The sequence below is a fragment of the Sporolituus thermophilus DSM 23256 genome (genome assembly GCF_900102435.1).
In the GTDB taxonomy this organism is placed as follows: domain Bacteria; phylum Bacillota; class Negativicutes; order Sporomusales; family Thermosinaceae; genus Thermosinus; species Thermosinus thermophilus.
On sequence record NZ_FNBU01000012.1, the window covers coordinates 62,486 to 87,629 of the forward strand.

At 49.7% G+C, this 25,144-nt stretch carries 24 protein-coding genes; 3 read left to right on the top strand and 21 right to left on the bottom strand.

Features of this window, described 5'->3' with window-relative positions:
• Nucleotides 1-25: 25 nt before the first annotated feature.
• The 10 genes from BLQ99_RS08575 to bcp all read right to left on the bottom strand — a co-directional run bounded on the left by BLQ99_RS08575 (nt 26) and on the right by bcp (nt 11,485).
• The gene (locus BLQ99_RS08575; RefSeq protein WP_093690054.1) at nt 26-976 is read right to left on the bottom strand and encodes an oxalate oxidoreductase subunit beta; all 951 of its coding nucleotides are present in this window, start codon (nt 974-976) and stop codon (nt 26-28) included.
• An 18-nt stretch (nt 977-994) separates the two neighbouring features.
• The gene (locus tag BLQ99_RS08580) at nt 995-2,242 is read right to left on the bottom strand and encodes an oxalate oxidoreductase subunit alpha (protein WP_093690056.1); all 1,248 of its coding nucleotides are present in this window, start codon (nt 2,240-2,242) and stop codon (nt 995-997) included.
• Nucleotides 2,243-2,254: 12 nt separating this feature from the next.
• Nucleotides 2,255-2,545 carry a 4Fe-4S binding protein gene (locus tag BLQ99_RS15055; RefSeq protein ID WP_216093648.1) on the bottom strand — a complete coding sequence of 97 codons (291 nt, stop codon included), beginning with the start codon at nt 2,543-2,545 and terminating at the stop codon, nt 2,255-2,257.
• A 48-nt stretch (nt 2,546-2,593) separates the two neighbouring features.
• Entirely contained in the window at nt 2,594-3,229 is a 636-nt protein-coding gene (locus BLQ99_RS08585) for an oxalate oxidoreductase subunit delta (RefSeq protein ID WP_216093649.1), read from the bottom strand.
• Between the two features lie 24 nt (nt 3,230-3,253).
• Entirely contained in the window at nt 3,254-5,446 is a 2,193-nt protein-coding gene (locus BLQ99_RS08590) for a CDC48 family AAA ATPase (RefSeq protein ID WP_093690058.1), read from the bottom strand.
• Between the two features lie 195 nt (nt 5,447-5,641).
• A complete protein-coding gene (locus BLQ99_RS08595; protein WP_245690384.1) occupies nt 5,642-6,301 on the bottom strand; it encodes a response regulator in 660 nt (219 codons plus the stop codon).
• Nucleotides 6,252-8,009 carry an ATP-binding protein gene (locus tag BLQ99_RS08600; protein ID WP_245690385.1) on the bottom strand — a complete coding sequence of 586 codons (1,758 nt, stop codon included), beginning with the start codon at nt 8,007-8,009 and terminating at the stop codon, nt 6,252-6,254. Before BLQ99_RS08600 ends, BLQ99_RS08595 begins: the two co-directional genes overlap by 50 nt.
• Before the next feature lie 808 nt (nt 8,010-8,817).
• Nucleotides 8,818-9,711, bottom strand: a complete 894-nt coding sequence (locus tag BLQ99_RS08610; RefSeq protein ID WP_093690066.1) for a sulfite exporter TauE/SafE family protein — start codon at nt 9,709-9,711, stop codon at nt 8,818-8,820.
• Between the two features lie 301 nt (nt 9,712-10,012).
• Nucleotides 10,013-10,879, bottom strand: a complete 867-nt coding sequence (gene dat / locus BLQ99_RS08615; protein ID WP_093690068.1) for a D-amino-acid transaminase — start codon at nt 10,877-10,879, stop codon at nt 10,013-10,015.
• A gap of 138 nt (nt 10,880-11,017) precedes the next feature.
• Nucleotides 11,018-11,485 (bottom strand): thioredoxin-dependent thiol peroxidase, encoded by a 468-nt coding sequence (gene bcp / locus BLQ99_RS08620; protein WP_342721902.1) that lies wholly within the window; start codon nt 11,483-11,485, stop codon nt 11,018-11,020.
• A gap of 61 nt (nt 11,486-11,546) precedes the next feature.
• Between bcp and BLQ99_RS08625 the strand changes: the two genes are divergently transcribed.
• Together BLQ99_RS08625 and BLQ99_RS08630 are read left to right on the top strand one after the other, a co-directional pair.
• On the top strand, nt 11,547-12,497 hold the full coding sequence (locus tag BLQ99_RS08625; protein ID WP_093690072.1) for a DMT family transporter: 951 nt from the start codon (nt 11,547-11,549) through the stop codon (nt 12,495-12,497).
• Nucleotide 12,498: 1 nt separating this feature from the next.
• Nucleotides 12,499-13,641 carry an acyltransferase gene (locus BLQ99_RS08630; protein ID WP_093690074.1) on the top strand — a complete coding sequence of 381 codons (1,143 nt, stop codon included), beginning with the start codon at nt 12,499-12,501 and terminating at the stop codon, nt 13,639-13,641.
• Nucleotides 13,642-13,655: 14 nt separating this feature from the next.
• On the opposite strand, the gene BLQ99_RS08635 is transcribed toward BLQ99_RS08630, so the two are convergent.
• From BLQ99_RS08635 to BLQ99_RS08660, 7 genes are all read right to left on the bottom strand, one after another.
• Nucleotides 13,656-14,345 carry a class I SAM-dependent methyltransferase gene (locus BLQ99_RS08635; RefSeq protein ID WP_093690076.1) on the bottom strand — a complete coding sequence of 230 codons (690 nt, stop codon included), beginning with the start codon at nt 14,343-14,345 and terminating at the stop codon, nt 13,656-13,658.
• A 14-nt stretch (nt 14,346-14,359) separates the two neighbouring features.
• Nucleotides 14,360-15,730 carry a hypothetical protein gene (locus BLQ99_RS08640; RefSeq protein WP_093690078.1) on the bottom strand — a complete coding sequence of 457 codons (1,371 nt, stop codon included), beginning with the start codon at nt 15,728-15,730 and terminating at the stop codon, nt 14,360-14,362.
• Between the two features lie 17 nt (nt 15,731-15,747).
• Nucleotides 15,748-17,502: a pyruvate kinase gene (gene pyk, locus BLQ99_RS08645; RefSeq protein WP_093690080.1), complete on the bottom strand. Its 1,755-nt coding sequence runs from the start codon at nt 17,500-17,502 to the stop codon at nt 15,748-15,750.
• A 31-nt stretch (nt 17,503-17,533) separates the two neighbouring features.
• Nucleotides 17,534-17,731 carry a putative signal transducing protein gene (locus BLQ99_RS08650; RefSeq protein WP_040683078.1) on the bottom strand — a complete coding sequence of 66 codons (198 nt, stop codon included), beginning with the start codon at nt 17,729-17,731 and terminating at the stop codon, nt 17,534-17,536.
• A gap of 21 nt (nt 17,732-17,752) precedes the next feature.
• Complete coding sequence (locus BLQ99_RS15295; protein WP_281240880.1) at nt 17,753-18,388, bottom strand: AAA-type ATPase lid domain-containing protein; 636 nt, start codon at nt 18,386-18,388, stop codon at nt 17,753-17,755.
• Between the two features lie 10 nt (nt 18,389-18,398).
• Entirely contained in the window at nt 18,399-19,856 is a 1,458-nt protein-coding gene (locus BLQ99_RS08655; RefSeq protein WP_281240881.1) for a sigma-54-dependent Fis family transcriptional regulator, read from the bottom strand.
• Nucleotides 19,857-19,984: 128 nt separating this feature from the next.
• Complete coding sequence (locus tag BLQ99_RS08660) at nt 19,985-20,539, bottom strand: hydrolase (protein ID WP_093690082.1); 555 nt, start codon at nt 20,537-20,539, stop codon at nt 19,985-19,987.
• Nucleotides 20,540-20,864: 325 nt separating this feature from the next.
• Between BLQ99_RS08660 and BLQ99_RS08665 the strand changes: the two genes are divergently transcribed.
• The gene (locus BLQ99_RS08665; RefSeq protein ID WP_093690084.1) at nt 20,865-22,268 is read left to right on the top strand and encodes a GntP family permease; all 1,404 of its coding nucleotides are present in this window, start codon (nt 20,865-20,867) and stop codon (nt 22,266-22,268) included.
• Nucleotides 22,269-22,332: 64 nt separating this feature from the next.
• Here the strand turns inward: BLQ99_RS08665 and BLQ99_RS08670 are convergent, their stop codons facing one another.
• The 4 genes from BLQ99_RS08670 to BLQ99_RS08685 all read right to left on the bottom strand — a co-directional run.
• The gene (locus BLQ99_RS08670) at nt 22,333-23,118 is read right to left on the bottom strand and encodes a short-chain-enoyl-CoA hydratase (RefSeq protein ID WP_093690086.1); all 786 of its coding nucleotides are present in this window, start codon (nt 23,116-23,118) and stop codon (nt 22,333-22,335) included.
• Between the two features lie 32 nt (nt 23,119-23,150).
• The gene (locus BLQ99_RS08675) at nt 23,151-24,005 is read right to left on the bottom strand and encodes a 3-hydroxybutyryl-CoA dehydrogenase (protein ID WP_093690088.1); all 855 of its coding nucleotides are present in this window, start codon (nt 24,003-24,005) and stop codon (nt 23,151-23,153) included.
• Between the two features lie 115 nt (nt 24,006-24,120).
• A complete protein-coding gene (locus tag BLQ99_RS08680) occupies nt 24,121-24,537 on the bottom strand; it encodes a MaoC family dehydratase (RefSeq protein ID WP_093690090.1) in 417 nt (138 codons plus the stop codon).
• Between the two features lie 20 nt (nt 24,538-24,557).
• The coding region (locus tag BLQ99_RS08685) for an electron transfer flavoprotein subunit alpha/FixB family protein (protein WP_143005889.1) at nt 24,558-25,144 on the bottom strand (587 nt) is incomplete at its 5' end.

Below are 25,144 nucleotides of genomic sequence, written 5' to 3' on the forward strand. Positions count from 1 at the left end.
GGAACCAGGAGCTATCAGGCTGTTATTACTGAACAGGCGGCAACGTCACTTCAGCGCCAAGGAACTGGGCTTTGGCATTAACCCATGCCTGCAACTTGGCGACATGCTCCGGCTGGAGATGGCTAAAGCGGCCTTGAGTTTGCAGGTATTCTTCAACCGGCTTGAGCTTCTTCGGCATAATATTGAACTTCTTCACACCGTTCTCTATTTCATAAATAAACCACATGCCGGTCTCCACTGCCAGTTTGCCGACTTCAACGGTCTTATCAGCCGGGAACGTCCAGCCCTTGGGACATGGGCATTGAACGTGTAAGAAAGCAGGTCCCTCATATGCAAGGCCTTTGCGGACTTTGTTCATGAGGTCAACCGGATAGGCTACGGAAGCGGTGGCTCCGTATTTAACCTCGGGATGCCCTCCGCCGCAGAATATTGCCATAGGATCTTTGGGGAAGAATTTTTTCGCTTCAGGAATCTCAGGACCCGCCGGTGTGAACATGGTAGTCGCCCCGTACGGCGTGGAAGGCGAAGTCTGAATGCCGGTGTTGGCATAAGACTCGTTATCATACATAACAAAGAGAACGTCATGTCCGCGATACATCATGGCGGAAGCCGCTTGCAGGCCGATGTCGATCGCGCCGCCGTCACCGGCCATGACGATGATATTCGGGAATTCGTCCTTAATTTTGCCCTTCTTGATCATCATCTTGAAAGCCGCTTCGATGCCGGACGCAACTGCACCGCCGTTGGTGATTTGCGCATGCGTCCAGGGAACTGCCCAAGGCCCACAAGCATAGCTGGTATTCGCAACATACATACAGCCGGTTGGCCCGATAAATATCGTGTTTTTGCCCGCTGCCTTGGCAATAAGGCGATAAGCAAGGGCTGGTCCGCAGCCTGCACAGGTCCGATGTCCAGGGAGATAATACTCCTCTGCAGGCGCCTGAGCGATTGACTTTATAGTTTCGGCTACTGCCATTGTCTGTTCCTCCTTTTATTACTTTTTGGACGGAGCCACTTCTTTTTTAGCGGCATTGATTTCGGCTGAACCTTGGTTATAATCGTTAAAGTTGACCCAAGTCGAATCTTGGATAATCTCCCCGGCTTCGAGAGTCATCTTCATCATTTCTGCCATTTTGAAGAATTCCTCGTGGGTAATGGTTTCGCCGCCCAGACCGGAAGTAAAACCTTGAATTAGAGGTTTATTCTTAAGTTCGGATACGGATGCTCTGGTTTCTACGAGCAGAACGCCGCCGCCGCCAGCTGCTCCATACGAAGTATTGGTATCAATAACACCAACCACTTTGAACTTAGGCAGAATTTGCTTCAGGGCATCATCCGGGAAGGGGCGGAACCAACGCAGACGGCACATGCCGATTTTATAACCGGCTTTACGAAGATACTTGATGGCGCTGCGACAGGTTACCGCATGAGCACCCTGGAGGAGGAACACCATGTCAGCATCTTCAGTCATGTATTCTTCCACAAACGGAGCATATTTACGGCCGAAAATTTTGGCGAATTCTTCGGTAACTTCAACGATTTTCTGCTTAACTCGCTGCATAACAACAGCGCGGTCCCACTCAAGCGGCGGTCCCATTTCCGGCTCAATCTGCGGACCCATGATAACCGGATTGTTTACATCAAGACGAAACTGGGGCTTAAATGGCGGCAAAAATTTGTCAACTTGCTCTTGATCAGGCATTTCATACTCTTGCGTGATATGAGTGACAAAGTAACCGTCCATCGCAACAATCTGCGGGAGCATGATCTCCGGATCTTCACCGATACGGAAATACATAAGGCTGTTGTCTAAAGCCTCTTGAGCGTCTTGTGCCCAACCATAAATCCACCCGTTATCCCGAAGGGTTAAGCAGTCGGTATGCTCAGAACCGAAGTCGCCGGGAGGATCAAGGGTACGGTCCGCAATAAGAGCCTGAATTGGACATCTTCCGCCAGCGATTGGGGAATATGTTTCGAAAGCATAGGTTACACCGACACCCGAAGAACCGGTGGTAGCACGCGCGCCAGCCATAGATGCGCCATGAGCTATGCTGAACTGAGCATGTTCGCCTTCGCCGTGAACCATTTCGCACTTCATCTGACCGTTGGCGATACGTTTTGCTACTTCGGCCATAACTGCCGTATAAGGTCTAATCGGATAAGACGCAGTAACATCAATATCGGCGAGTTGCCAAGCATCAGCAACTGCGGTCAAACCTGTACCTCTTTTCTTGATCGGCATCTTCTTCACTCCTTACTCATCAAAATCCAGTTCCGGCACTCTACTGATTGCCCCGACAGGGCAAACATTGCTGCATATACCGCAGCCTTTACAATACTTCAGGTTAAAACTAATACCCTCATCAGCACTATAATTAACGCAAGCATCCGGACAGAATATCCAGCAAGTTTTACATTCCGTGCATAAACCCTTATCCAGTACAGGGCGGAGGAACCGCCAGTTTCCGGTTACCATACTTTCATTTTCTGTTTTCGGGGAAGGTACTATAGCCGCGAACGGCACTTGCTTGTAAACCTTGGACATATTTGCACCTCCTTAGAATATCTGCTAAACCGAGACGGAGCCTAACTTCTAAAGATTATAAATTTTTACGCTTTCATAACCTTTCTTCACTGCTTCTTTGTTCTCTGCAACTGCTACTAAGGACTCCAGGCTGACACAGCCGGTGGCTTTCGCTACTGCGCCCGCAATAGCCGCACCTACGCCAGCGCCGATTTTGGTGTCATCGCCCGAACCTTCGGTACCGTCAAAAGTCAACGTAACGCCGGCGCCTAAAGCGTTCGCATCAATACAAGCAACGGCCTTCACGTTCTTGAGGTTTTCTTTCGGTGCTATCCACTTAACCAGTGATTTGGGATCCCGCGCAGTATTAATAACTACAATACAACCGGGTTTCGCGCCTTTCAAAATAGCGTTGCCCTTAACCAAGGTTTCCTCTGCGAGAACCACAATGTCCGGACGATAATTCTCATACTCATAGAAAGTTTCAATAGGTTCCGGGCTTAACCGGGCGTAGCTCTTCACCGGAACATTGATACGGTCAGGAAGGTCGACATAGTTGTCAAAAGATTGAACATATTTACCTTCCAGTTTTCCGGCTTTGGCAAGCAAGGTCACGGTATCACGGGCCTCTTTAGCGAGAGTGACACCCCTGGTCCAAACAGTGACTTCCAGCATATTGGGGTCAATAGCAACTGCCAGTGTCATTTTTTCTCCTCCTTTTTCTTTACTTTAATTACTTGAATTAATAGAACAATCGCTAGGATACTTTTGTCCCCTATCACCCCCAATTAATGAACTCCCTGAACAACCGACTACTTCATTTATGGCTTCGGCAAAATCAGCGGCCTGCACCGCCAGACCAGTCTCGTCCGACCGGTGTCCGGCGGCGACATAGCGCTTGATTGCCGCCAGGGTAGCGTGCTTACAGATAGCCTCGATATCCGACCCTACCAGGCCGTCGGTGCGCTCGGCCAAGAAAGGCAAATCCACGTCGGCAGCCAACGGTACACCTTCGGTATGAATTTTGAATATCTCCAGCCGTTCATTAGAATTTGGTTTGGGTAGTTCAATGCGATAGTCGAGACGACCGGCCCTAAGAAGCGCCGGGTCAAGCATATCCGGCCGGTTGGTGGCGCCAATGACGATAACGTTGGCGGTATCCATCAGATTATCCAGCTCCAGCAGCAGCTGGCTTACCAGCCGTCCGACTCCCTGCCGGTCGCCTCCGGACCGAACCGGCGCTAACGCATCAATTTCGTCGAAGAACAGGATACAGGGAGCTACTTGTTTCGCACGTTTAAAAATCTGCCGCAGCCCTTTTTCCGCTTCACCGAGCCAGCGCGAATGCAAGGTGGAAGCATCCACGGCGATTAAATGGGCGCCGCTCGAACCGGCTAACGCGCGAACGATCAGGGTTTTACCCGTGCCTGGCGGTCCGGTGAGCAGTACTCCCTTAGGCATGCGCTGGCGAGTACGGCGGAAGAGTTCCGGATAAGAAAGAGGCAATTCGATAAGGGATCGCAGTTTCTCTTTGATATCGGCCAGCCCTCCGACGTGTTGCCATCCAATGTTCGGCCGGTCGGCAAAAAACTCGCGGGTAGCGGTAGGTTCCACTTCGCGGAAGGCTTGTAAAAAATCATCGGCAGTGACACGGAGCTTCGCCAAACTTTCCGGTGGCAGTCCTTCTTCCCTTAGGTCTAATTCCGGCAGGATACGGCGAATTGCGTTCATCCCCGCCTCCTTGCACAAAATAGCGAGATCCGCGCCGACAAAACCGTGAGTCATCTGAGCAATGCGTTCCAAGTCCACCGATGGATCCAGCCGCATGGACCGGGTATGTATTTTCAGGATAGCGAGCCGCCCCGCCATGTCCGGCGGATTTATCGACAATTCGCGGTCAAAACGTCCAGGCCGCCTGAGGGCAGGATCCACCATGTCCGGGACATTTGTGGCGCCAATAACAATGACTTCACCCCGGCTTTTCAGGCCGTCCATCAGCGCCAGCAACTGTGCAACAATCCGTTTTTCCACGTCGCCGATAACTTCAGAACGTTTGGGGGCAATAGCATCAATCTCGTCAATGAATATGATGGACGGGGCTCGCCGCTGGGCAGTTTCGAAAAGTTCGCGCAGTCTGGCTTCACTCTCACCGTAAAATTTATTGACGATTTCCGGGCCATTAACGTGCAGGAAAGTTGCCCGGCTTTCACTGGCCACCGCCCGGGCCATCAGCGTCTTACCTGTACCGGGCGGACCGTAAAGGAGTACGCCCTTCGGTGCATCCACGCCGAGCTGGCGGAATACTTCCGGATACTTCAAGGGCAGTTCAATCATCTCACGGATGCGCTGCAGCTCTTTATCCAGGCCGCCGACGTCTTCGTAGGAAGCGCAGTAACTCATATCTTCCTGAACGTCAGGTTTGGTCACCGTGATCTTGGTTGCGGCATTGATGACCACCGGTCCCTGGGGTGAGGTGCCAATAACTGTGAAATACTGCGCCCGCGCTCCAGCAAGCGTCACTTTGAGCTTATCGCCAATGATCACCGGTAAACCGTTTAGCAGTCGCTCCAGATGCCTGATGTCCTGAGCATCGCTAAAGTCGATGGTAGTATCCAACGGGCTAAGCACCAAGGTATTGCACGGTTTGTGCGCCACCTTACGGATGGTCACCCTTTCGTCTATACCAACACCGGCATTTTGGCGGATGATTGCTTCCATCTGAACCAAGTTCTGCTTTTTAAAATGGCTGTAACAGGGAACAACCTTGGCGACGGTGGTCTTTCGGCCTTGTATTTCCACTATATCGCCGATAATTACGCCGAGCTTTGCCATGTCGTCGTTATCAAGCCGTACATACCCCTGCCCTACATCTTCCGGCATAGCATCAGCTACTCTAAAAGTCAGAACCTCTTTTGCATTCAAAATGCCAATCCCCTTTAGAAAAATAATTTTGTATTTCAATTTGAATTATAAAAGAAGGCAAGTCTTATTGCCATATTTTGTAAAATAAGGTTAATAAAGTAAATAGGATAAATATAAACTCGGCCGTGTACAAAATAAAAAAAACAGTTGGCGCTTTACCAACTGTTGCTGGTTATTTACTAACTGTTGTTTCATCTAATTATTAAGCAAATCTTTATTTACCAGGAATTTTTGCAACGGCCGGCCGACCGGCCCGTAGGATAGCATTCCCTTAAGAATGCCGCCCTCTTGCAAATAATTGAGGTACCGTTTTACCGTGACCCGGGATATGCCTAAGGTGCTGGCAATCTCTTTTACCGTAAAATAACCGCTCTTATGGCGGAGCAACTCGATAATGAGGTCAAGAGTATTTTGTTGCAGTCCTTTAGGCAGGATGCTCCTGTCCGACAGTCCAACTGCGCTCTCTTTCAACGTATCGATGTCCTTTTGGGATATCATCCGTTCACTGGTCCGCAGCTTGCAAAAGTAGCGACGGTACGTTTCCAAAGCCTTTTTAAAACGGGTAAAGGTAAAGGGCTTAATAACATAATCGACAGCCCCGTACTGGATACCTTGCTGTACAGAATCAGTATCGTGCGCCGCCGTCACTAGGATGACATCGGTGTTCCATTCCTGCCGGCGAATATGTTTCAAGACCTCCAACCCGTTGGTTCCGGGCATATAAATATCCACGATGGCCAGATGGGGCTGCAACTTGGCAATAATATTCAACCCTTCATCGCCATCCCGAGCCCACCCGGCCAAGTTAAAGCCTTTGACTTTGCTCAAATATTGCCGATGCAGTTCTAGTACCATTGGATCGTCTTCTAAAATTACAACGTTTATTACTGTTTCCATCTTTCTCGCTCTCCCCCCGAGTTTCAATCTCCCGAAACAGCGGAATCGTCACGACAAAACGGCTCCCCTCATTAACTCTGGAGTGTACGACGATTTTACCACCGCTCGCCTCAACCTCCTCCCGCACCAGCGCCAAACCAATGCCACGGCTACCTTGCTTGGTGGAAAATCCCCTCTCAAAAATGCGTCGCCGTTTCTCTTGGGGAATGCCGCAGCCCTGGTCGGCAACACTGATCGTTAAATACTTGCTGCCCTGTGATATCCGCACCTCTACGCACCGGCGTTCGGCGGTCTGACCAACGACTGCTTCAATCGCGTTAGTGATGAGATTACCAAGTACTGTGACCATCGACGCGCTGGTGAAATGATCAGGCAGCCTTACCAGCCTGCTACGGGGGGCTATTCGCAGTACGACACCTTTTTCCTGAGCCTGACTAACCTTACCAAGCAGCAAGCCGGCGGTGGCTTTGTCACGGATTCGCTCCACAATAAAGCTGATAAGCTCCTGCTTGCTCCTGTAAAACTGCGTTATCAGTTCCACTACTTTATCGTACTGCCCCATTTGGATCAAACCCGAAATAGCATGCAGCTTATTAATAAATTCATGCGACTGGGCCCGCATGGACTCCAGGAGACTCTTGACTCCTATCAGTTCTTCCGCCAATTGTTTGACATCTTCTTTATCCCTGAACGTGGCAATGGCACCAATTACTTTTCCATTGGCAATAATCGGCATCCGGTTAGTAATAACGGCCTTGCCCCCAAGCAGATGTTCCTGATCGTACTCAGCCTGTCGCGTTTCAAGGACATGAAGCAGCCGGGTGTTAGGAACAACCTTGCTGATATGCTGCCCTACCGGATTTTCTGCCGTATTGAGCCGGCGCAATGCCTCGCGGTTGACCAACGTAATATAGCCGCGAGTGTCAATAGCAATAACTCCTTCCCGTATCGAATGCAGCAGGGCCCGATTTTGTTCCAGCAAGACGGTTGCCTCATAAATACGCTCCTGCAGCTTCTGGTCGGTATCGGCATAAAGCTGGGCATTATGTACAGCGATTGCGGCGTGGTTAGCGAAAGTAAAAAGAACCTGTTGATCAGTGTCAGTAAACTTCCGGTCATCGCTGAGACCCATGGCCAAAAGCCCAATGACCCGCTTCTTACTGCGCAATTTGAGCAAGATAAGCTTGTATAAGCCCTCCATCTCAATGACGTCCTTCAAACACTCCACTATGTTCTCGCGCGCAGAGGCAATTATAATGTCCGGGACAGAATAGGCACATTGGTCGATGAGCTTCGGCGAACTTGCATAATGCCAACCGTGGGTAATCTGCGTGACAAAATCGCCGTTACTGTTTAACAGAGAAATACTACCACAGCTTGCTTTAAACAGCCGCAATGCATTAGTCATAATGAAGTTGAGCACCTGGTTCAGCTTCAGGGATGAAACGAGACGTACGGAAATTTCGTTGATAACACGTAGTTGCTCAAATTGTTTAAAAACGGTTTCCTCATATAACACAAAAAAGTACTCAGAAACATATACCCTTGCCTTGTCCAGCAAGGCATCGATTTCCCGCCGCATGCGGTTCAACGTGACCAGGTCTTCCTGAAGGTAGAGCGACATCGCGTCTTTCAGCGAGTTCTCATATAAATCGAATACGGTCATAATGTCCGACAACCTGACACCTTGCTCCAGGCGGAGCTTGCACAACCAGCTCAGGAAGGACTTAAGGTGTGAAAATGAATTGTCTCGCACCGCGTCTATCACCGCTTTGGTGAGGCCCTCGAAATCCTTTTTCAGTTCAGCCGGTTCCATTGCCAGATAAGAGGCCGGCTCTCCCGCTCGCGCCAGTTCCGCGACCGCTCCGCAGTTAATCTCGTTACGGATAACGCTTAAGATATTAGCAAGGTCAATGATAATACCTCCCCCCGATAACTATTTAAAATACTTTATAAAACCTTGACGGATATTGTTTACTAACTTTATTATATAACTAAACTTGAATTTATTTCCATATATTGCATTAATTGTTAATCATAAAATTATTATCCGGAAGTAAAATAACATGGCGCCAACCAAGATATAATAGCTCTAGTGCGTACATCCCGGAATAGAAATAAAACCTCCCAGGGAGGGGATCAATAATGCCGTGCCACGATGATCCTCAGGTTTCCGAGCATACTACTCCCGAAAAACAGCTAAGGCTTCTATCTTCTCAAGGTTATACCGACCCATGGATAAAACGCATCAAGCACTGCTATCATTCCGTAAAAACATTTATAAAGTCGCTGCTAGAAGACTTTTTAAAGTACGCTAAAGACGTGGATTTAAGTTAATAGACTTTGTTTATCATTCACAGAGATATATTGGCCGCTAAATACCATGCAAAAAGGTCAATCTGCTTTAGCGCAGACTGGCCTTTTTTACTGTGGCAAAAAATGCTTCTTACGTGCACTCACATCTTGAACTGTCTTTAGCGACAAATATTAAGTAAGTAATTTTTTAGCAAATAGTAAACGAGCATCGTTATCGCCAGTAACAGGATACTTGCAAAATATTTTCGCGTGCTGCGGACATTGATTAGCACGCATAATTTTACCCCCATATTTACGCCGACTACAGATCCTAATATCATCAAAAAGACCAGTAGAAAATCAATGAAACCATCTTGCAGGTTCCGAAACACGCAGTAAGCACTTGCGACAAGTACTTGAAATGTGCCGGTACCAACAGCTACGCGTGTTGGCACTCCTATTAAATAGACCATTAAAGGAAAGTTAATGAACCCGCCGCCGATGCCTAGTAAACCGGTAAGACAACCTACGAAAAAGCTAAGCGTGATCGGTATCCAAACGCTCAGATGTGCGATATCCGACCGCTCGAAGCTGATTAATGGCGGGAGCTTACAGCTTTTTAGCATTTCCCCTAAAACGGTTTTTGGTTCTTCTATTCCATCTTGCGTGCTTTCATAAAACATAAACGCCGCGACCAATGTCATCAGAACCAAAAAACAGACGGATACAATGATATCAACTGTACCCCAGGCGTTTATGACCCGTAACAGGCGAACACCACTTTCAGCTCCAAATAAACTTCCAATTGCCATTAAAATACCCAATTTCGGATCTACGTTTTTCTGTGCCCAGTGCTTATAAGCGGAAAGCGTCGCCGTCAGCATAATGTGCAGCATACTGCTGCCAATGGCAACCGGATAGGGAATATTAAAGATTATGCGGAGCGACGGAGTCAGTAAAAATCCTCCCCCAATGCCAAATAACCCTGTTACGACCCCTATCACCAATCCCAATAAAACTAATCCGGGCCACCAAATGTCCCCATAAGCCGTTGAGAAATACAACATAAACATTCTGCCTACCACCCCAATAGTCTGTGCGGCAGCGCTCTTAGGCTATAATTCGCTGCCCCTGTAAAAATCCATTTATTTGGTAACTATTGTAAATATATTAAATAATTAATTTTTTTGAAAATACAGGCTAATTTCCGATTTAGTTTGATCGGCTGTGTCCGAATGTTAAGCGTGCTCCTGCCGGCGATGAAAGTCAAAATATGTGATAATCTATCTTAAAAAAGGGAGATATCAAAGCAAAAAATAAGGCTTCGGAGATACTTCCGAAACCTTGATTTCGCATCCGTAATTTTATTAACGATTATTTACGGCCGCACTCCCGGTCGATTATCGCTTCGTACGCCGCCTGTATTTTACGGGTAATGGGTCCAACTTGACCACTGCCCACCGGTGCGCCGTCCAGGCTGATAATGGGGATAACTTCTGAGTTAGTGCCGCAGATAAAGGCCTCGTCAGCACTCTTGGCGAAAGCAGGCGTAAAAGGCTTCTCCACGACAGTCAAGCCAAGGGAAGGGAGAATTTCCTCCATAATAATCGTTCTGGTAACGCCTTTCAGAATAAGGTTGGAAACGGGGTGAGCCGGATGGGTCCAGAGCACTTCGTCCTTAATGACAAAAAAGTTGCTGCTTGTCCCTTCAGTAACATATTCGCCCCGTACTTGAATCCCTTCAAAGCAGCCCGCCTCTTTAGCCCGTTGTTTCCCTAGGATGTTGCCTAACAGGTTAATGGACTTGATATCGCAGCGCAGCCAGCGCTCGTCCGGGACAAACAGGCCCTTGGCCCCTCCTTCCTTAAGGGCGGTATTCGACGCGGTGGGACGAATGGACATTGTCAGGCGCGGCACGACATTTTCCGGGAAACCGTGCGCCCGCGGCGCTACACCGCGGGTAATTTGCATATAAATAGCGCCTTCGGTAATGCCGCTTTCTTTAATAAGGAGTTCATGAAAGCCTTTTAATTCATCAAAAGTATACGTAGCCGGTATCCGCAGTTCGCGCAGCGACCGGTACGCCCTGTCCATGTGCTGCTTTAGGGCAAAGCAACGACCGTTATAAACCCTGGTTACTTCGTAAATGCCATCGCCAAACTGGTGACCACGGTCTTCCATAGGCACAACATTTTCATTTAAGTCAATCAGCCGGCCATCGACCAAACCAATGGGACGCATTGTGATAACCCTCCTTACGTTGTTTGCTAATTAATTCCACTGTTTCTTTCCAATATCCTGCCTGGCGCCCCACCTTTGCAGGAAAAAGCTATGCCAAAGCGAACTATTACCAGGTCATATGGTGAAAATCCCGCCGATTTATTCGCCGAGAACCTGCAGGACCGCCTCAGCATGACCGGTTACCTTGACTTTGCGGAAAATGTGCTGGATAATCCCCTGCTCGTCAATAATAAAGGTTGAGCGCTCAATGCCAAACACCTTTTTTCCATACATAGTTTTTTCCTTTAGTACGCCATAGCGTTGGCACACGGCGCCATCGGCGTCACTCAGCAGTAAAAAAGGCAATTCAAACTTAGCGCTGAATTTTGCATGGGTCGTGACACTATCCCGGCTTATACCAACTATTTCGGTGCCACGGGCAACAAATTCCGAATAATGGTCGCGAAACTCGCGTGCTTGGTTCGTTCACCCAGGGGTATTGTCTTTGGGATAAAAATACAGTACCAATTTTCTGCCTGCATAATCACGCAGACCAACCTGGTTACCTCCGGCTGATGGCAGCGTAAAGTCCGGCGCTACCATTCCGGGCTGCAAATCTTCCATCATCACTCTTCCTTTCACAGTATTATAAATAAATATTAATTATTAAATAATGAAGGAGTCTTTCATGCACCAGGATAATTCTACTTTCATGTACACAGCGTTAATCACCGTCTCCTTTCTGTGGGGAACATCCTTTGCTGCCGCGAAAATCGGCATGTACGAGCTCGAACCACTGAATTTGGTTATTTTCCGCTTTCTTATCGCTTCCGCTGTCTTTGGCGTGGTGCTGCTGCAAACCGGCACATACCGGCTGCTGCGGCGTCAGGATATCCCGCGCTTTATCTTCCTTGGTTTTTTGGCAATTGCGTCTTATTTTTACATTCAGTACACTGGCCTGCGTTATACTACAACCATTAATGCCGCCCTCATCGTCGCTACTAGCCCCATTTGGACGGTACTCTTTAGCACAATTCTCGGATACGATAGCATCACACCGCTAGGAATAGCCGGTATCGCTATTGCGTTTACCGGCGTCAGCGCCATTATTACCAATGGCCAATGGATAAATCTGTTTAATTCCTCGACTATTACTGGCGATATACTATTGCTTGTCAATGCGGTCGTCTGGGCCGGCTTTACTGTGTACGGCAAGACAATTTTACCAAAATATCGGCCCTTTGTCGCCATGGCCTACATCCACATCTTCGGCACCCTGATGCTGCTACCGTTTGCTTTTGCGCCAAAACCGCTTGCAACCTCGCCCCTCTACCGGCATATTGGCGACCTTTCGTGGCCAACGATACTGGCCGCCTTGTATCTGGCCTTGCTTTGTTCGGTCTATGCCTACCATGTCTGGTACACGGGCGTGGAAAAGCTAGGGGCGGTGCGCACCGCCGTATTTACTTACCTCAACCCGTTATTCGCCATCATCGCCGGAACCTGGCTTCTGGGCGAAAAACCCACGGTGTTTACCTTTGCCGGCGGTATCATGGTCGTTACCGGCGTATACCTGACCAACCGCAAACCAAGTACTACGGACGCACGGTCAAATAAAACTCCCGAAAATCAGGTGTAATATGTCCAAACAACGCGTAACAGCCATCGAATATATTCGCGGCATCAGCATGCTAGGCGTCGTCGGCATCCATACCGGCGCCTATTCACTAACCAATCCCGAGGTTAACGTTCATCTTTTTGCTCTGCTGGAAATCTTTACAAGGTTTAGTGTCCCCATTTTTTTCTTTGTTTCCGCTTTCGGTCTTTTTGCCCACCATGACCTGGAAGAACGGTTCGATTATGCCCGCTTTATGCGGCGCCGTCTCCGCACCGTACTGGTGCCATATATCGTCTGGTCGCTATTGTATATGCTGCATTATACCTTGGTGAGCGGCGATACCCAGCCTTGGACGCCGCCCCTTATTTATGAATATCTTTTGTTTGGCTTGGCTTCTTATCAATTGTACTTTCTGGTGCTGCTGCTATGGTTTTACACCTTGATGCCGGTCTGGCGCATAATTGTTCGCTTCATGCTAAAGCGCCCCGTTCCATCCCTTCTCCTGACGCTTATATTGCAAATTGGGTTTAATTATTATTCCAGCTACTATTTGGAAGCCAATTTCGACAATCCCTACCTTAGAATGGCCGTACAACATCGTTTGAGCTACTGGATTGTCCACTACATATTTATATTCCTGTTCGGCGCCGTCTGTGCCGCCAAATATGGACAGGTTCTGGTATGGCTGAAGCAGCGGGCGCGGGAAATAAACCTGTTTTTCCTGGTATCGCTCGGTGGAATGCTTGCCTATTACTATTATTTACTCTACTCTGTCGGCTACACCCCGGAAGAAGCGGTAAATACCGATCATCAATTAAGCCCGATCGGCATGCTTTATACCCTGGCCGCTACCCTTTTCTGGTTTTCCCTGTTTTCGCGTAATACGCTGCCGCCTGTACTAGCAGCTACCTTAAGTTTTTTGGGGGCCTATTCCTATCATGTCTATTTGATTCACCCGCTTGTCATGTATTATTTGATAGATATAGTAACCGGTCATGGTCTTATCATGACGCCGCTCGTTATCGTCACGTTTTATCTGGTAGCGGTGGCGCTTAGTCTTATGATAGGAATGGTAATTCAATCAACCGGACGGTACGTGCCGCTGCTGCCGCTGCTTTTAGTAGGAAGTAAACCAGAACGCAAAAACATAATCCGGACTAGGTAAAAGCTTAGTCCGGATTACTTTTTATCCACTCTGACGACGAGAAAAGTTCCCAGGGCGGGTATCCATTTCTGGCCCCACCGTTCCAACTTATCAGGACGGCGGATAAGTGCTGAGGGCGCAAACGGCGGAATAAAAATGCCGCCGCGCCAATCACTGATAGTGATAGGATCCAGCAGTCGGGCGATGTCGCGAATACTGTAAAAACGGGTATGACTAAAAATCGTCCGCTTAAACCACGTCTTGATTCGCCGCTCTATTGACCAGAGACTCAAATTCCCTAGCGTCGCCACAATCATGCGACCGCCAGGACGAAGAATGCGGTACATTTCGTGCAGGCAAAGACGCGGTTCTTCAAAAAATTCCATCGCCGTGATACTGACGACCATATCAAAGGCGTTATCAGGGAAAGGCAATGCCGCCGCATCGGCCGTAACAAAACTAACCCGGTTACCCCATGCTTTATTTTTCTCCGCAGCAATCGCTAACATTTCCGGGGAAATATCAATCCCCACCACCCGCGCGCCGGCTGCACAAAATTCGTTGGTATAGATACCTGTTCCGCAGCCGACATCTGCGACATGCATATTCTTTTGCACCTCAGCGAGGTCCAAAATCATTTCCCGCTCATAGCGATATACATACTGGCCGTGCGGCGTCTGAAACCAGGCGTCGTACTTGGCTGCAAGTTCCTGAAAATAGTTCATGGCTTCCTCCGGACTTAAGAGTTGCTCTGTAAAAAGTACAGGCGGGAACGCTCCTCGGACGAAAGGAGCAGCGGCCCGTCGAGTAATTTTTCAAGCGACAGACGTTTAGCCACGCGCCGCTTTGTCTGCATCCAAGTAATAATAAGGAGCTGGCAGAATTTCCTGATATTCTTCGGCGGCGGCGCACTAAAGCGTTTTTCCCACAACAAGGTAAGCCGTCCCGCAAGTTCCCCGGCAGTCAGCACCATGTCCTGGCGTACGGCTAATTCAAGCAGCAATAAGCACTCCCGCACCACCAAATACAAAACCCGGCCTTCATCTTCATTGGCGCCGGCCGTGCTCCGCCGCAGTTCAGCGATCAGCAGCCGGCCGCCAAGGGTAATGAGCACCGCCATGATGGGAAATGCAGTGTTAAACCCCCGGGAAGTAATGACGGCAGCAGCAATCTTGCCTGTTTCCCGCACGGCGGTCTGCCAGGCCGGCAGCGTGTTGAGCCGGTCAGCCAATTCAAAAGCAAACTCAAATAACGGGGCAAGGAGCGGATTCTCCACATTCACACTTGCCATCCTGGCCATTTCCAAGACCTCTTTGTGGAATGCAGCCAAGAACTCTCGCTCCACTCGTCCCGTATCCACAAGCCGCAGCACCGTAGTCTTCACAAAGGCCAACAATTCCTCGTCGCCGGCGGTAACTAGCCGCTGCAGCCAAATAGCAAATACGCCTACTAGTTCGCTGTTATCCCCTCGGCAATTGACTACCTCTTCGTCCAGACGAATGCATAATTCAAGGAACAGACTTTTATCGCCACGCCGTAAAGCTTGAACACCAATAGTCTGAATTCCGTTTATGGCGCGGCTAGTACCTGCTGTAATATCCGTACGCTGTGCGCGGACCAAGACAGCAAATAGCAGGTCAGCCGCTTTGGCCGCTACGAAATTCTGCCGTTCTTTCAGGGCAAGGAGTCCTGCCATGGTAACGCTTTCTGCCAGCTCCGGAAGCATATCTGTTGCCTGGTGACGGAGCAGCGGCCGAAAAGCATCCAATAGCACGCCAGCGATATCCGCTTGCTTAGCCCGCAGTGCGCCGATCACTACCCCCGCCAGGCGCACCGGTTCCTCCGGTCGCATAATGCCCTCACCAAAAGCGGTTTTTAATAAATCCGCGGTCTGGAACAGAATAGCCTGGTCTCCGCCGGACAGCGCCTGCTTCAGCAGCCGGTAGAGATCATCCAGCCATTCCTGTCGCGGCTGACGACCTCCCTTTTGCCCCGTCAATGCTGTTAGCCTGCTTTTAAGCGAACGAAGACGGCGCGGCAAGCTGCGGCGGTTATAGATATACATGAGCAAGAAGGCGCAGGCGACTGCCGCCAGCAGCAAATATAGCATATTAGCCCTCCTAATGATTATCGGGCGTGAATTTCTCCCTGGTAAACAAGGCCGCGGGCGGCATCGACCGTCACAATGGCGCCATCATTCATTTTGCCGGTTGCGCCATCAACACCGACGATGACAGGCACGCCATAGCTAATCCCAACAATTGCGGCGTGAGACGTCATTCCGCCTTCTTCGGCCACAATCGCGGCCGCCTTGGCAGCATAGGGCGCCGTTTCTTCGTCAATGCTGGTAACGACAAGAATATCGCCAGGCTGGAATTTATTTTTAACATCGCTAATCGATAAGGCAACACATACCTTGCCGGTAACCACTTGCTGGCCGATACCCTGACCACGCAGCAAAATGTTACCGACAATATGCACACGGATCATATTGGTGGTACCGGGTGTCCCTACCGGAACGCCAGCGGTGATAACCACCAAATCACCCTCCTTTACCACGCCGGTGGTCAGGGCGCCGGCTACGGCGTTTTGAACCATTTCGTCCGTATCATGGGACTTGGGTCCCTGTACCGGGTAGACACCCCACAGGAGCAGCATGCGGCGCATAGTCCGTGCATGGGGGGTAACAGCGATAATGGTCGCCTGGGGACGATATTTTGATACCATGCGGGTAGTGTACCCCGATTCGGTAGCCGTAATAATGGCGGAAGCGCCAAGCTCATGGGCGACCTGGACAGTGGCGTGGCTGATGGCATCGGTTGTGGTGCGCTGCGGCAATAGTCCTTTGGCCATTAAAATGTCGGTATAGCTTAGTGCCGCCTCAGTTCGTACGGCAATTTTAGCCATTGTCGTCACCGCTTCAACCGGATACTGGCCGGAAGCCGTTTCGCCGCTCAACATGATCGCGTCACTACCGTCGAGAATAGCGTTGGCGATGTCGCTGGCTTCGGCCCGGGTAGGTCGGGGATTGGCGATCATGGACTCGAGCATTTGGGTAGCGGTAATGACGGGTTTGCCCGCTTTATTGCATTTCTTGATTATCGTCTTCTGTACCAGTGGCACTTCCTCGGCGGGGATTTCGACGCCCAGGTCGCCGCGCGCCACCATAATTCCATCGGCGACTTTGAGAATTTCATCGATGTTTTTAACGCCTTCAGCGTTTTCAATCTTAGCAATGATATCGATCTGACCGCCCGCTTCCTCCACAACCTTGCGAATGGCTAAAACATCAGCTGCCCGCTGAACAAAAGAGGCAGCAACGAAGTCCATATTCATCTCAAGGCCAAAGAGAATGTCGCGAACATCCTGCTCAGACAGCGGCGGCAAATGAACGTTAACTCCCGGCGCTGCCACCCTTTTCATGCTGCCGATTTCGCCGCTGTTTTGGACGGTGGTAATAATTTCAGTTCCTTCCACCGCCTCCACAGTTAGACTTATGAGACCGTCGGCAATGAGGATAGTATCGCCTGGCCGCACCTCTTCCGGCAGCAGTTTGTGGTTTACCGACGCTCTTTCCTTCGTACCGGGCACGTCCTGGCTGGTCAGTACAAATCGCTGTCCTGCCGTAAGTCTGACTTTGCCTTCAGGAAAAATTCCGAGCCGCATTTCGGGTCCTTTCGTGTCAAGCATCAGCGCTACCGGCCGGTTGACCTTGGCGGCAGCGGCCCGGACCATTTCAATGCGTTTGGCATGTTCGGCATGCGTTCCATGGGAAAAATTGAAACGGGCGACATTCATGCCAGCAACGAGCATTTGTTCCAACACACCGGGGCGGTCGGTGCTCGGCCCCACGGTGCAAACAATCTTTGTTTTTTTTAACACTTCAAAACACCTTCCTTAAACTTTACGTCAATTACTTTAGGGCCTGTTCGCAGAGTATTGCGTGCGCTTCATCGGCTTCCGATTCCAACACCAAAACTTCATAAAGGCCGTCGCCCAGCATCGACACTCCCGCTGGACGGGTATTGGCCAATATACCCTCGCTGGAAAGCAAGTTCTTCAGCATTTCGGCCTGGGCACGGTTTGCAGCGATATACACCACGGTCCACATACAGTCCTCCCGCAAAAATTCTTACTTTTTCGCAAAAGTAATGTTGTACTTATGTAATTTCTGATAAAACCCTGAACGGTGAATACCGAGCAGTTTCGCCGCCTTGCTCTTGTTGCCGCCGGTAGCTTCCAAGGCTTTATAGATTGCTTGTTTCTCCGTATCGCAAAGTATTCCTGCTAAATCTTTCAAGCCCTCTTCCAAATCCTTAGTTTTATGGGTTTTTTTAAGCGCCGGCGGCAGATGTTCTGGCAAGATTTGCCGCTCATCTTCTTCCATCAGGTTAATAGCCCTCTCTAACACATTTTCCAATTCCCGCACGTTGCCCGGCCACTCGTAGGCAAGCAATAGTTCCATTGCTTCCGGTGAAACACCGTCCACCCAGTGCTGAACCTGGACGTTGATTTTTTTGAGTAAAGCATTGCACAACAGGGGTATGTCCTCTTTACGCTCGCGTAGCGGCGGTATGTGCAGTGAAATAATATTAAGCCGGTAATATAGGTCCTGCCGGAATTGGCCTCGTTCAATCATTTTTTCCAAATCACGATTGGTAGCTGCGATGATACGCACATCTACCTTGTTTGTTTTCGTACCGCCCACCCGCTCAATTTCTCTTTCCTGCAGCACCCTTAGGAGCTTGGCCTGCATTGCCAGAGTCATATCGCCAACCTCATCCAGAAAAAAAAGTCCCGCCATTGGCCAATTCAATCTTGCCAGGCTTACCGCCTTTGCGCGCACCGGTAAAAGCCCCTTCATCGTAGCCAAAAAGCTCTGATTCGAGTAAGCTTTCCGGCAAAGCGGCGCAATTGACTTTTATGAATGGGCCGTGCCGGCGGGCGCTGGCATTGTGGATAGCATGAGCGAACAGTTCCTTGCCAGTACCGCTCTCGCCGAGGATGAGAACAGTCGAATTGCCCTTGGCCGCCTTAACGGCAATGGTTTTCAGCCATTCCATCTTTTCGCTCCGGCCAATGATGCTCTCAATGGTATATTTTCCGCCGTGCACCTTGCGCAGTTCTTCTTTGTAATATTCAAGCTCTGATTGGAGTGAATTCAGCTTGCTGGCCAACATTTTAAAATCCTTAACGTCTTTGAAGAGTATTTTGCCGACGGCGCCCACCACTTCTCCGTCCTGAATAATCGGTTTGCGTGTGACGACGACAACATTCTTGCCGATACGCTGCACCTCGCCAATCTCAGGCTTGCCGGTCTTGGCAACGATATGCATGCGGGTATTTTCAATAACCTCAGTAACATGTTTGCCAATGACCTCTTTGGCATCGACGCCGAGAAACTCGCAATAAGCTTGATTCATCATTGTAATATAGCCATTTTTGTCTACGGCAACAAAGCCCTCGAACATACTTTCTATAGCCGATTCCAGGGTACTTTTTAGATTTTTTACATACTCCAATTCATTAGCAATCGCCTGAAGCTGGGTAATATCCTGAAAGATCGCCACGGCGCCTTTGATCTTGTTGTCTTTTACAATCGGGGTCCGGTTGGTAATGATTTCACAACTGCCAATATGCTGTTTTTGGTTGAGCTCGGCGACCCCTGTTTTCAGCACTCGCTGCAAACCTGAGTTGGGAATTACATCATCGGCAAAACGACCAATAACATCATCGCTGCTCAAGCCGGTAATGTATTCAGCGGCAGGATTGAAGAGGGTAACGATCCCATCGGCATTAGTTACCATAACGCCGTTGCAAACCGAATTTAAAACAGCCTGCATCTCATCGGCAAGAAATTGCGACCTTTCCGACAAATATTTTACTAAGTCAGTACGGGTTATAAACCCAATAGGCCGGTTTTCTCCATCCACTACGGGAAAACGTCCGTAGCGAAAAATCCGGTTGTTCTGCTGCAACTCCTGTATAGTAGTATTCTCTTGCAGGGTAAAGACGTCAGACGTCATCACATCGCCCACACGCAGGTTATGAAAATTGTCGGCAGCCAGAGCCTTTATCAAATGCGACTTGGTTATAAGGCCGATAAGTTTGCCGTCATCGTCAACCACCGGCGCGCCGTCGATGCCAACGCTATCAAAAATTCTCGCCGTCTGCTGCAATGTCATTGCCGGCGTCAGCGTCACCACTCGCGTACTCATCAAGTCCCGAACGCGCATTATACCCCTCCCGGAGTGCTCTTGAGCTATATAGATAATAATTAGGCAAAAGAGCCGGGAATACCTTTTTGTTGTATAAATTTTTAGACAAAATTAAAACCCTGCCCCGCCGGGCAGGTTGCTTGTCTTTACTTAATTAACGGTAGAATAGCTTTGAATTCCGGGCTATTTGCGTCTTCCAGCCACTCGTACAAAGCGATTTCTACCCCGGTAATTACCGCACCGGCTTGACGCATTTTAGCCAAACCAAGTTGTTTATTATCAATACTACGCGAACCGACAGCATCAGCTATAACCTGCACCTGATAACCGGCGGCAAGAGCGTCTAATGCCGTTTGCGTGACACAAATATGAGCTTCAATACCCACCAGTACAACCGTCTTCACACCCAGTCGCGACAGTTGCTCCCTAAAATCAGCGCAGCCAAAACAGCTAAACGCCGTTTTCTCATACGGCTTAAACTCCGTAAACAGGCTGCTGATGCCGGTATTGGTCGGACCAAGCCCGCGCGGGTACTGCTCGGTTACCACAACCGGCACACCGAGCGTTTGAGCGAATTTAACCATCTTAATGCAACCGTCAAGAACAGTTTCCCAATTGGCAATAGCCCTTAGCAGCTTATCCTGCATATCCACCACAATTAACGCACTATCCTGTCTATTCAGTTTAAACGGATGAACCATAAATACTACCTCCTTATATACTTTTTGAAAATTCTATCATATAATTATATCAGTGAAAAGATGGTTTTTCTTTTGCCAAAACTTATCTGTCAATCTTATATGTCCAGATTATTATACACTCTGTACATTTAGATAAACACATTTGGTCTTTGTTTAATCTTAATTTTTATGAATTTTGGCAATATATTCAATAATGCTGTCAATTTGGTAATGGCATCAAATTTGCATAAAGATATTTTTTAAAACAGTACAAAGGAGGGATAGTCACCCCAAAACCACCATGGTGCCTGTACCAGCATTAAACCATTAAAAAGGAGGTCAGTGAATGGAAGTATTAGGTATCATTTTGAGTTTAGCACTACTGATGTTTTTTGCCTATCGGGGGTTTTCCGTTATCTTATTTGCGCCGGTTTTCGCACTATTGGCTGCCTCGATGCAAGGTTTGTCCGTCATGCCCTCATACACGGAATTGTTCATGGGTAAAGCTGTAACCTATATTAAATCATTCTTCCCGGTATTCCTGCTGGGCGCCGTTTTTGGCAAAGTGATGGAAGACACCGGTCTGGCCAAATCTATTGCTCACGCTATCGTCCAGGGACTAGGAAAAGAGCGGGCTATCCTGTCGGTAGTATTGGCCGGTCTGGTCTTAACCTATGGCGGCGTCAGCCTGTTCGTCGTGGTCTTTGCCGTCTATCCCTTTGCCTGTGCTTTGTTTAGAGAAGCCGATATTCCCAAGCGGTTAATCCCGGGCTGTATCGCTCTTGGCGCTTTCACCATTACGATGACCTGTATTCCCGGTACACCGCAAATTCAAAACGTAATCCCGGCTAACTTTTACGGAACTACCATCTATGCCGCGCCCATTACCGGCCTGTTTGCCTCGGTTGGCATCCTCGGCCTCGGCCTAGCCTGGCTGGAATACCGGCGCAAACAAGCGGCGGCAGCCGGCGAAGGCTATGGCAACCATACGCTGAACGAACCGGAAGTAAAAGATTATTCCGATCTCCCGCCCTGGCAGCTCGCCTGCCTTCCCTTGTTAGCCGTCCTCGTAATTAACTACATCATGACAAACATGGTCGCCTGGGATCCTGATATCTTAAAATCGTTCCAGGCCATGAAACTGCCGCTTGTTGCCCCCGCCGTCAAGAACGTGCTTGGCATTTGGGCCTTGATTATCGCGTTGGTGTGCGGCATTGTCTTAGCCGTGGCCATTGGCTACAAACGCCTTCCCGCCGGCGGCGGTCTCGCCAAGTCTCTCAACGCCGGCGCGATTGGCTCTTTATTGGCCATAATGAACACCGCGTCCGAGGTCGGCTACGGCAACGTCATCGCTTCCCTGCCCGGCTTTAAAGCAATAGCTAATTTTCTCTTAAGCATCAAAATTGGCGGAACTCCGCTCGTGTCCGAAGCCGTCACCGTTAACGTCCTAGCCGGTATTACCGGCTCGGCTTCCGGCGGTATGTCGATCGCCCTGGACCTTATGGCCAAAGACTGGCTGGCCTGGGCAAACTCGGTTGGGCTTTCCCCCGAACTCCTCCACCGGATTGCCTCTATCGCCTCGGGCGGCCTTGACACCCTGCCACATAACGGCGCGGTTATCACCCTTCTCGCGGTTTGCGGTCTAACCCATAAAGAATCTTATCTTGACATCTTTATGGTGGCCACCCTTATCACTGTTACTATGGGCTTTGTCGCTATTCTGTTCCACGCTGTTACCGGTCTTGTCTAATACCCAAAAAACTACTAAAAACCTGTACCGCGCGTTAGCACGGTACAGGTTTTTTTGTCTTAAGCTATTTGCCGGTAAAGTTGGCTTTACGCTTTTCGACAAAGGCTGTCATGCCTTCCTTCTGGTCGGCGGTAGCAAAGCAAAGACCGAAGACTTCCGCTTCGTAAGCTACGGCGGATTGAAGATCCATGTCCATGCCTTCGTTGACGGCCGCCTTGCACAGCTGGACTGCCACCGGCGCCCGGGACATAATTTTCTGGGCCATAGCCTTAGCCGTCGCCATCAGTTCTTCGGGTGGAACCACCTTATTGACCAAACCAATCCGATAAGCTTCGGCCGCATCAATCATATCGCCGGTGAACAGAAGCTCTTTAGCCCGCCCTTTGCCGATCAAACGGGGCAGACGCTGTGTACCGGCAAAACCAGGGGTAATCCCAAGGGTGACTTCCGGTTGCCCGAATTTTGCTTTGTCTGATGCAATCCGGATATCGCAGGCCATGGCTAATTCACAGCCGCCGCCCAGGGCGAAACCGTTAACAGCCGCAATAACCGGTTGCGGCAAGTTTTCCAGCTTGTCAAAGACCGCTTGCCCCAATTTACCCCAGTTGCGTCCTTCAACGGCTGACATTGATTGCATTTCCGTGATGTCAGCGCCGGCGACAAACGCCTTTTCACCGCTACCAGTTATGATAACAACTTTTACGGAAGAATCTTGGGCAATGACATCAAGAAGTTCGTTCAGTTCGCGCATGGTCGCCCCATTAAGAGCGTTAAGCGCTTTGGGCCGGTTTATCGTGATAATACCGATCCCGCCGTCAACCTCATACAGAAGGTTTTGATACTCTTTCATGCTGTTCACCGCCTGTATTTATTGATATGTATTTATTTATAATCATAGAAGCCCTTGCCGGTCTTGCGGCCCAGATAACCGGCCTGCACCATCTTGCGCAGCAGCGGGCAGGGACGGTATTTCGGGTCGCCATAACCCTGATACAGTACTTCCATAATATATAGCACCGTGTCGTTGCCGATAAGGTCGGACAGGGCGAGCGGGCCCATGGGATGATTGAAGCCAAGCTTCGCTACATTGTCGATATCTTCAGCGCTGGCGACGCCTTCCATGAGCGTGTAAACGGCCTCGTTAATCATCGGCATCATAATGCGGTTGCCGACAAAGCCGGGGAAATCGGAGACCTTCACTGGCGTCTTGCCGAGCCGTTCGGCCAGTGCTTTCACGGCGGCAAAGGTTTCTTCGCTGGTAGCGAGGCCGTTGATTACCTCGACCAATTTCATAACCGGCGCCGGATTAAAGAAATGCATGCCGATGACTTTGTCCGGACGTTTGGTCGTGGCGGCAATCGCCGTTATCGGCAGCGATGACGTATTGGTCGCAAGGATGGTGTGCGGGGGACATAGCCGGTCCAGCGTTTGGAAAATATCCCGTTTGATGTCCATGTTCTCCACTGCGGCCTCAACCACCAGGTCGACATTACAAGCTTCAGCGGTAAAATCAACGATCCCCTGAATACGGTTCATGACCGCGGCTTTTTCTTCAGCTGTCATCTTCCCCTTTTCTACCGCTTTACTCAGGTTTTTGTCGATGCCGCCAATACCTTTCTGCACAAACTCCGGCTTAATGTCGCGCAGCACCACTTCCAAACCGCCTTGCGCCATTACCTGGGCAATACCGCTGCCCATTTGGCCGGCTCCCACAATAAGAACCTTTTTGAATTCCATTGTTAACTCCTCCCTTAATTTATAATTAATAAAAAATTACTAAATTCACATATGCCTTAAAACGGCGAAACCCGGCGCCATTTTGCCTAGCGGCAAAACGGCGCCCGGTTTTCCTTTACTTCTTCATAACCGTTGCCTTGCCGTCCACTACGACAACGCCGTCCTGGTTGGTGACAGTTGTTTTAAGGATAATGCGGTTTTTGCCTTCAATCTTTTCAAGGACCTCAACAGTAGCGGTAACGGTATCGCCGATTTTCACCGGCGCCTTAAAGGCAAGTTCCTGCGCCAGATAAATGGTATTCATGCCCGGCAGAGCCGTGCCGAGAACGGCGGAAATAAAGCCGGCTGACAGCATGCCATGAGCGATTCGCTCTTTGAACATGGTTGTCTTGGCAAACTCAGAATTTACATGAACGGGATTGAAATCGCCCGTCAGTCCGGCGAAGGTATAAACGTCATACTCGGTAACCGTCTTGGACATACTAGCCTTGTCGCCAATTTTTATGTCCTCAAACTTTACGTCCTGAACCACAAGATCCTCCTCCTTTGCGCTTAGGCTTGCTTAATTTTACGGAACTCCTCAGTTAATATCGGCAGAACTTCCAGGACATCCCCGACGATGCCGTAATCGGCCACTTTGAAGATCGGCGCGTCCGGATCTTTGTTGATGGCGATTATAACATCCGAAGAGGACATGCCGGCTAAATGCTGGATGGCGCCGGAAATACCGCAGGCAAAGTATATTTTGGGACCTACCGTTTTTCCGGTTTGGCCGACCTGATGCAGCGCAGGCTTCCAACCGGCGTCTACGGCCGCACGGGAGGCACCGACCGCGCCACCCAAAACTTCGGCCAGTTCTTCGACCAACTTGAAGTTTTCCGGAGCACACATGCCGCGGCCGCCGGATACGATTATTTCCGCTTCTTCAAGGTTGCAGGAAGCGGTGCATACCTGAATGATATCGATAAGCTTGGTGCGAATGTCTTCCGGTTTCACCTTGCTGGCAACACGGATAATTTCGCCGGTCCGCGAGTAGTCGGGAACGGGCCGCTTGAATACTTTCGGCCGTACCGTACCCATTTGCGGGCGGTGATCCGGACACAAAATGGTCGCCATAATATTGCCGCCGAACGCCGGGC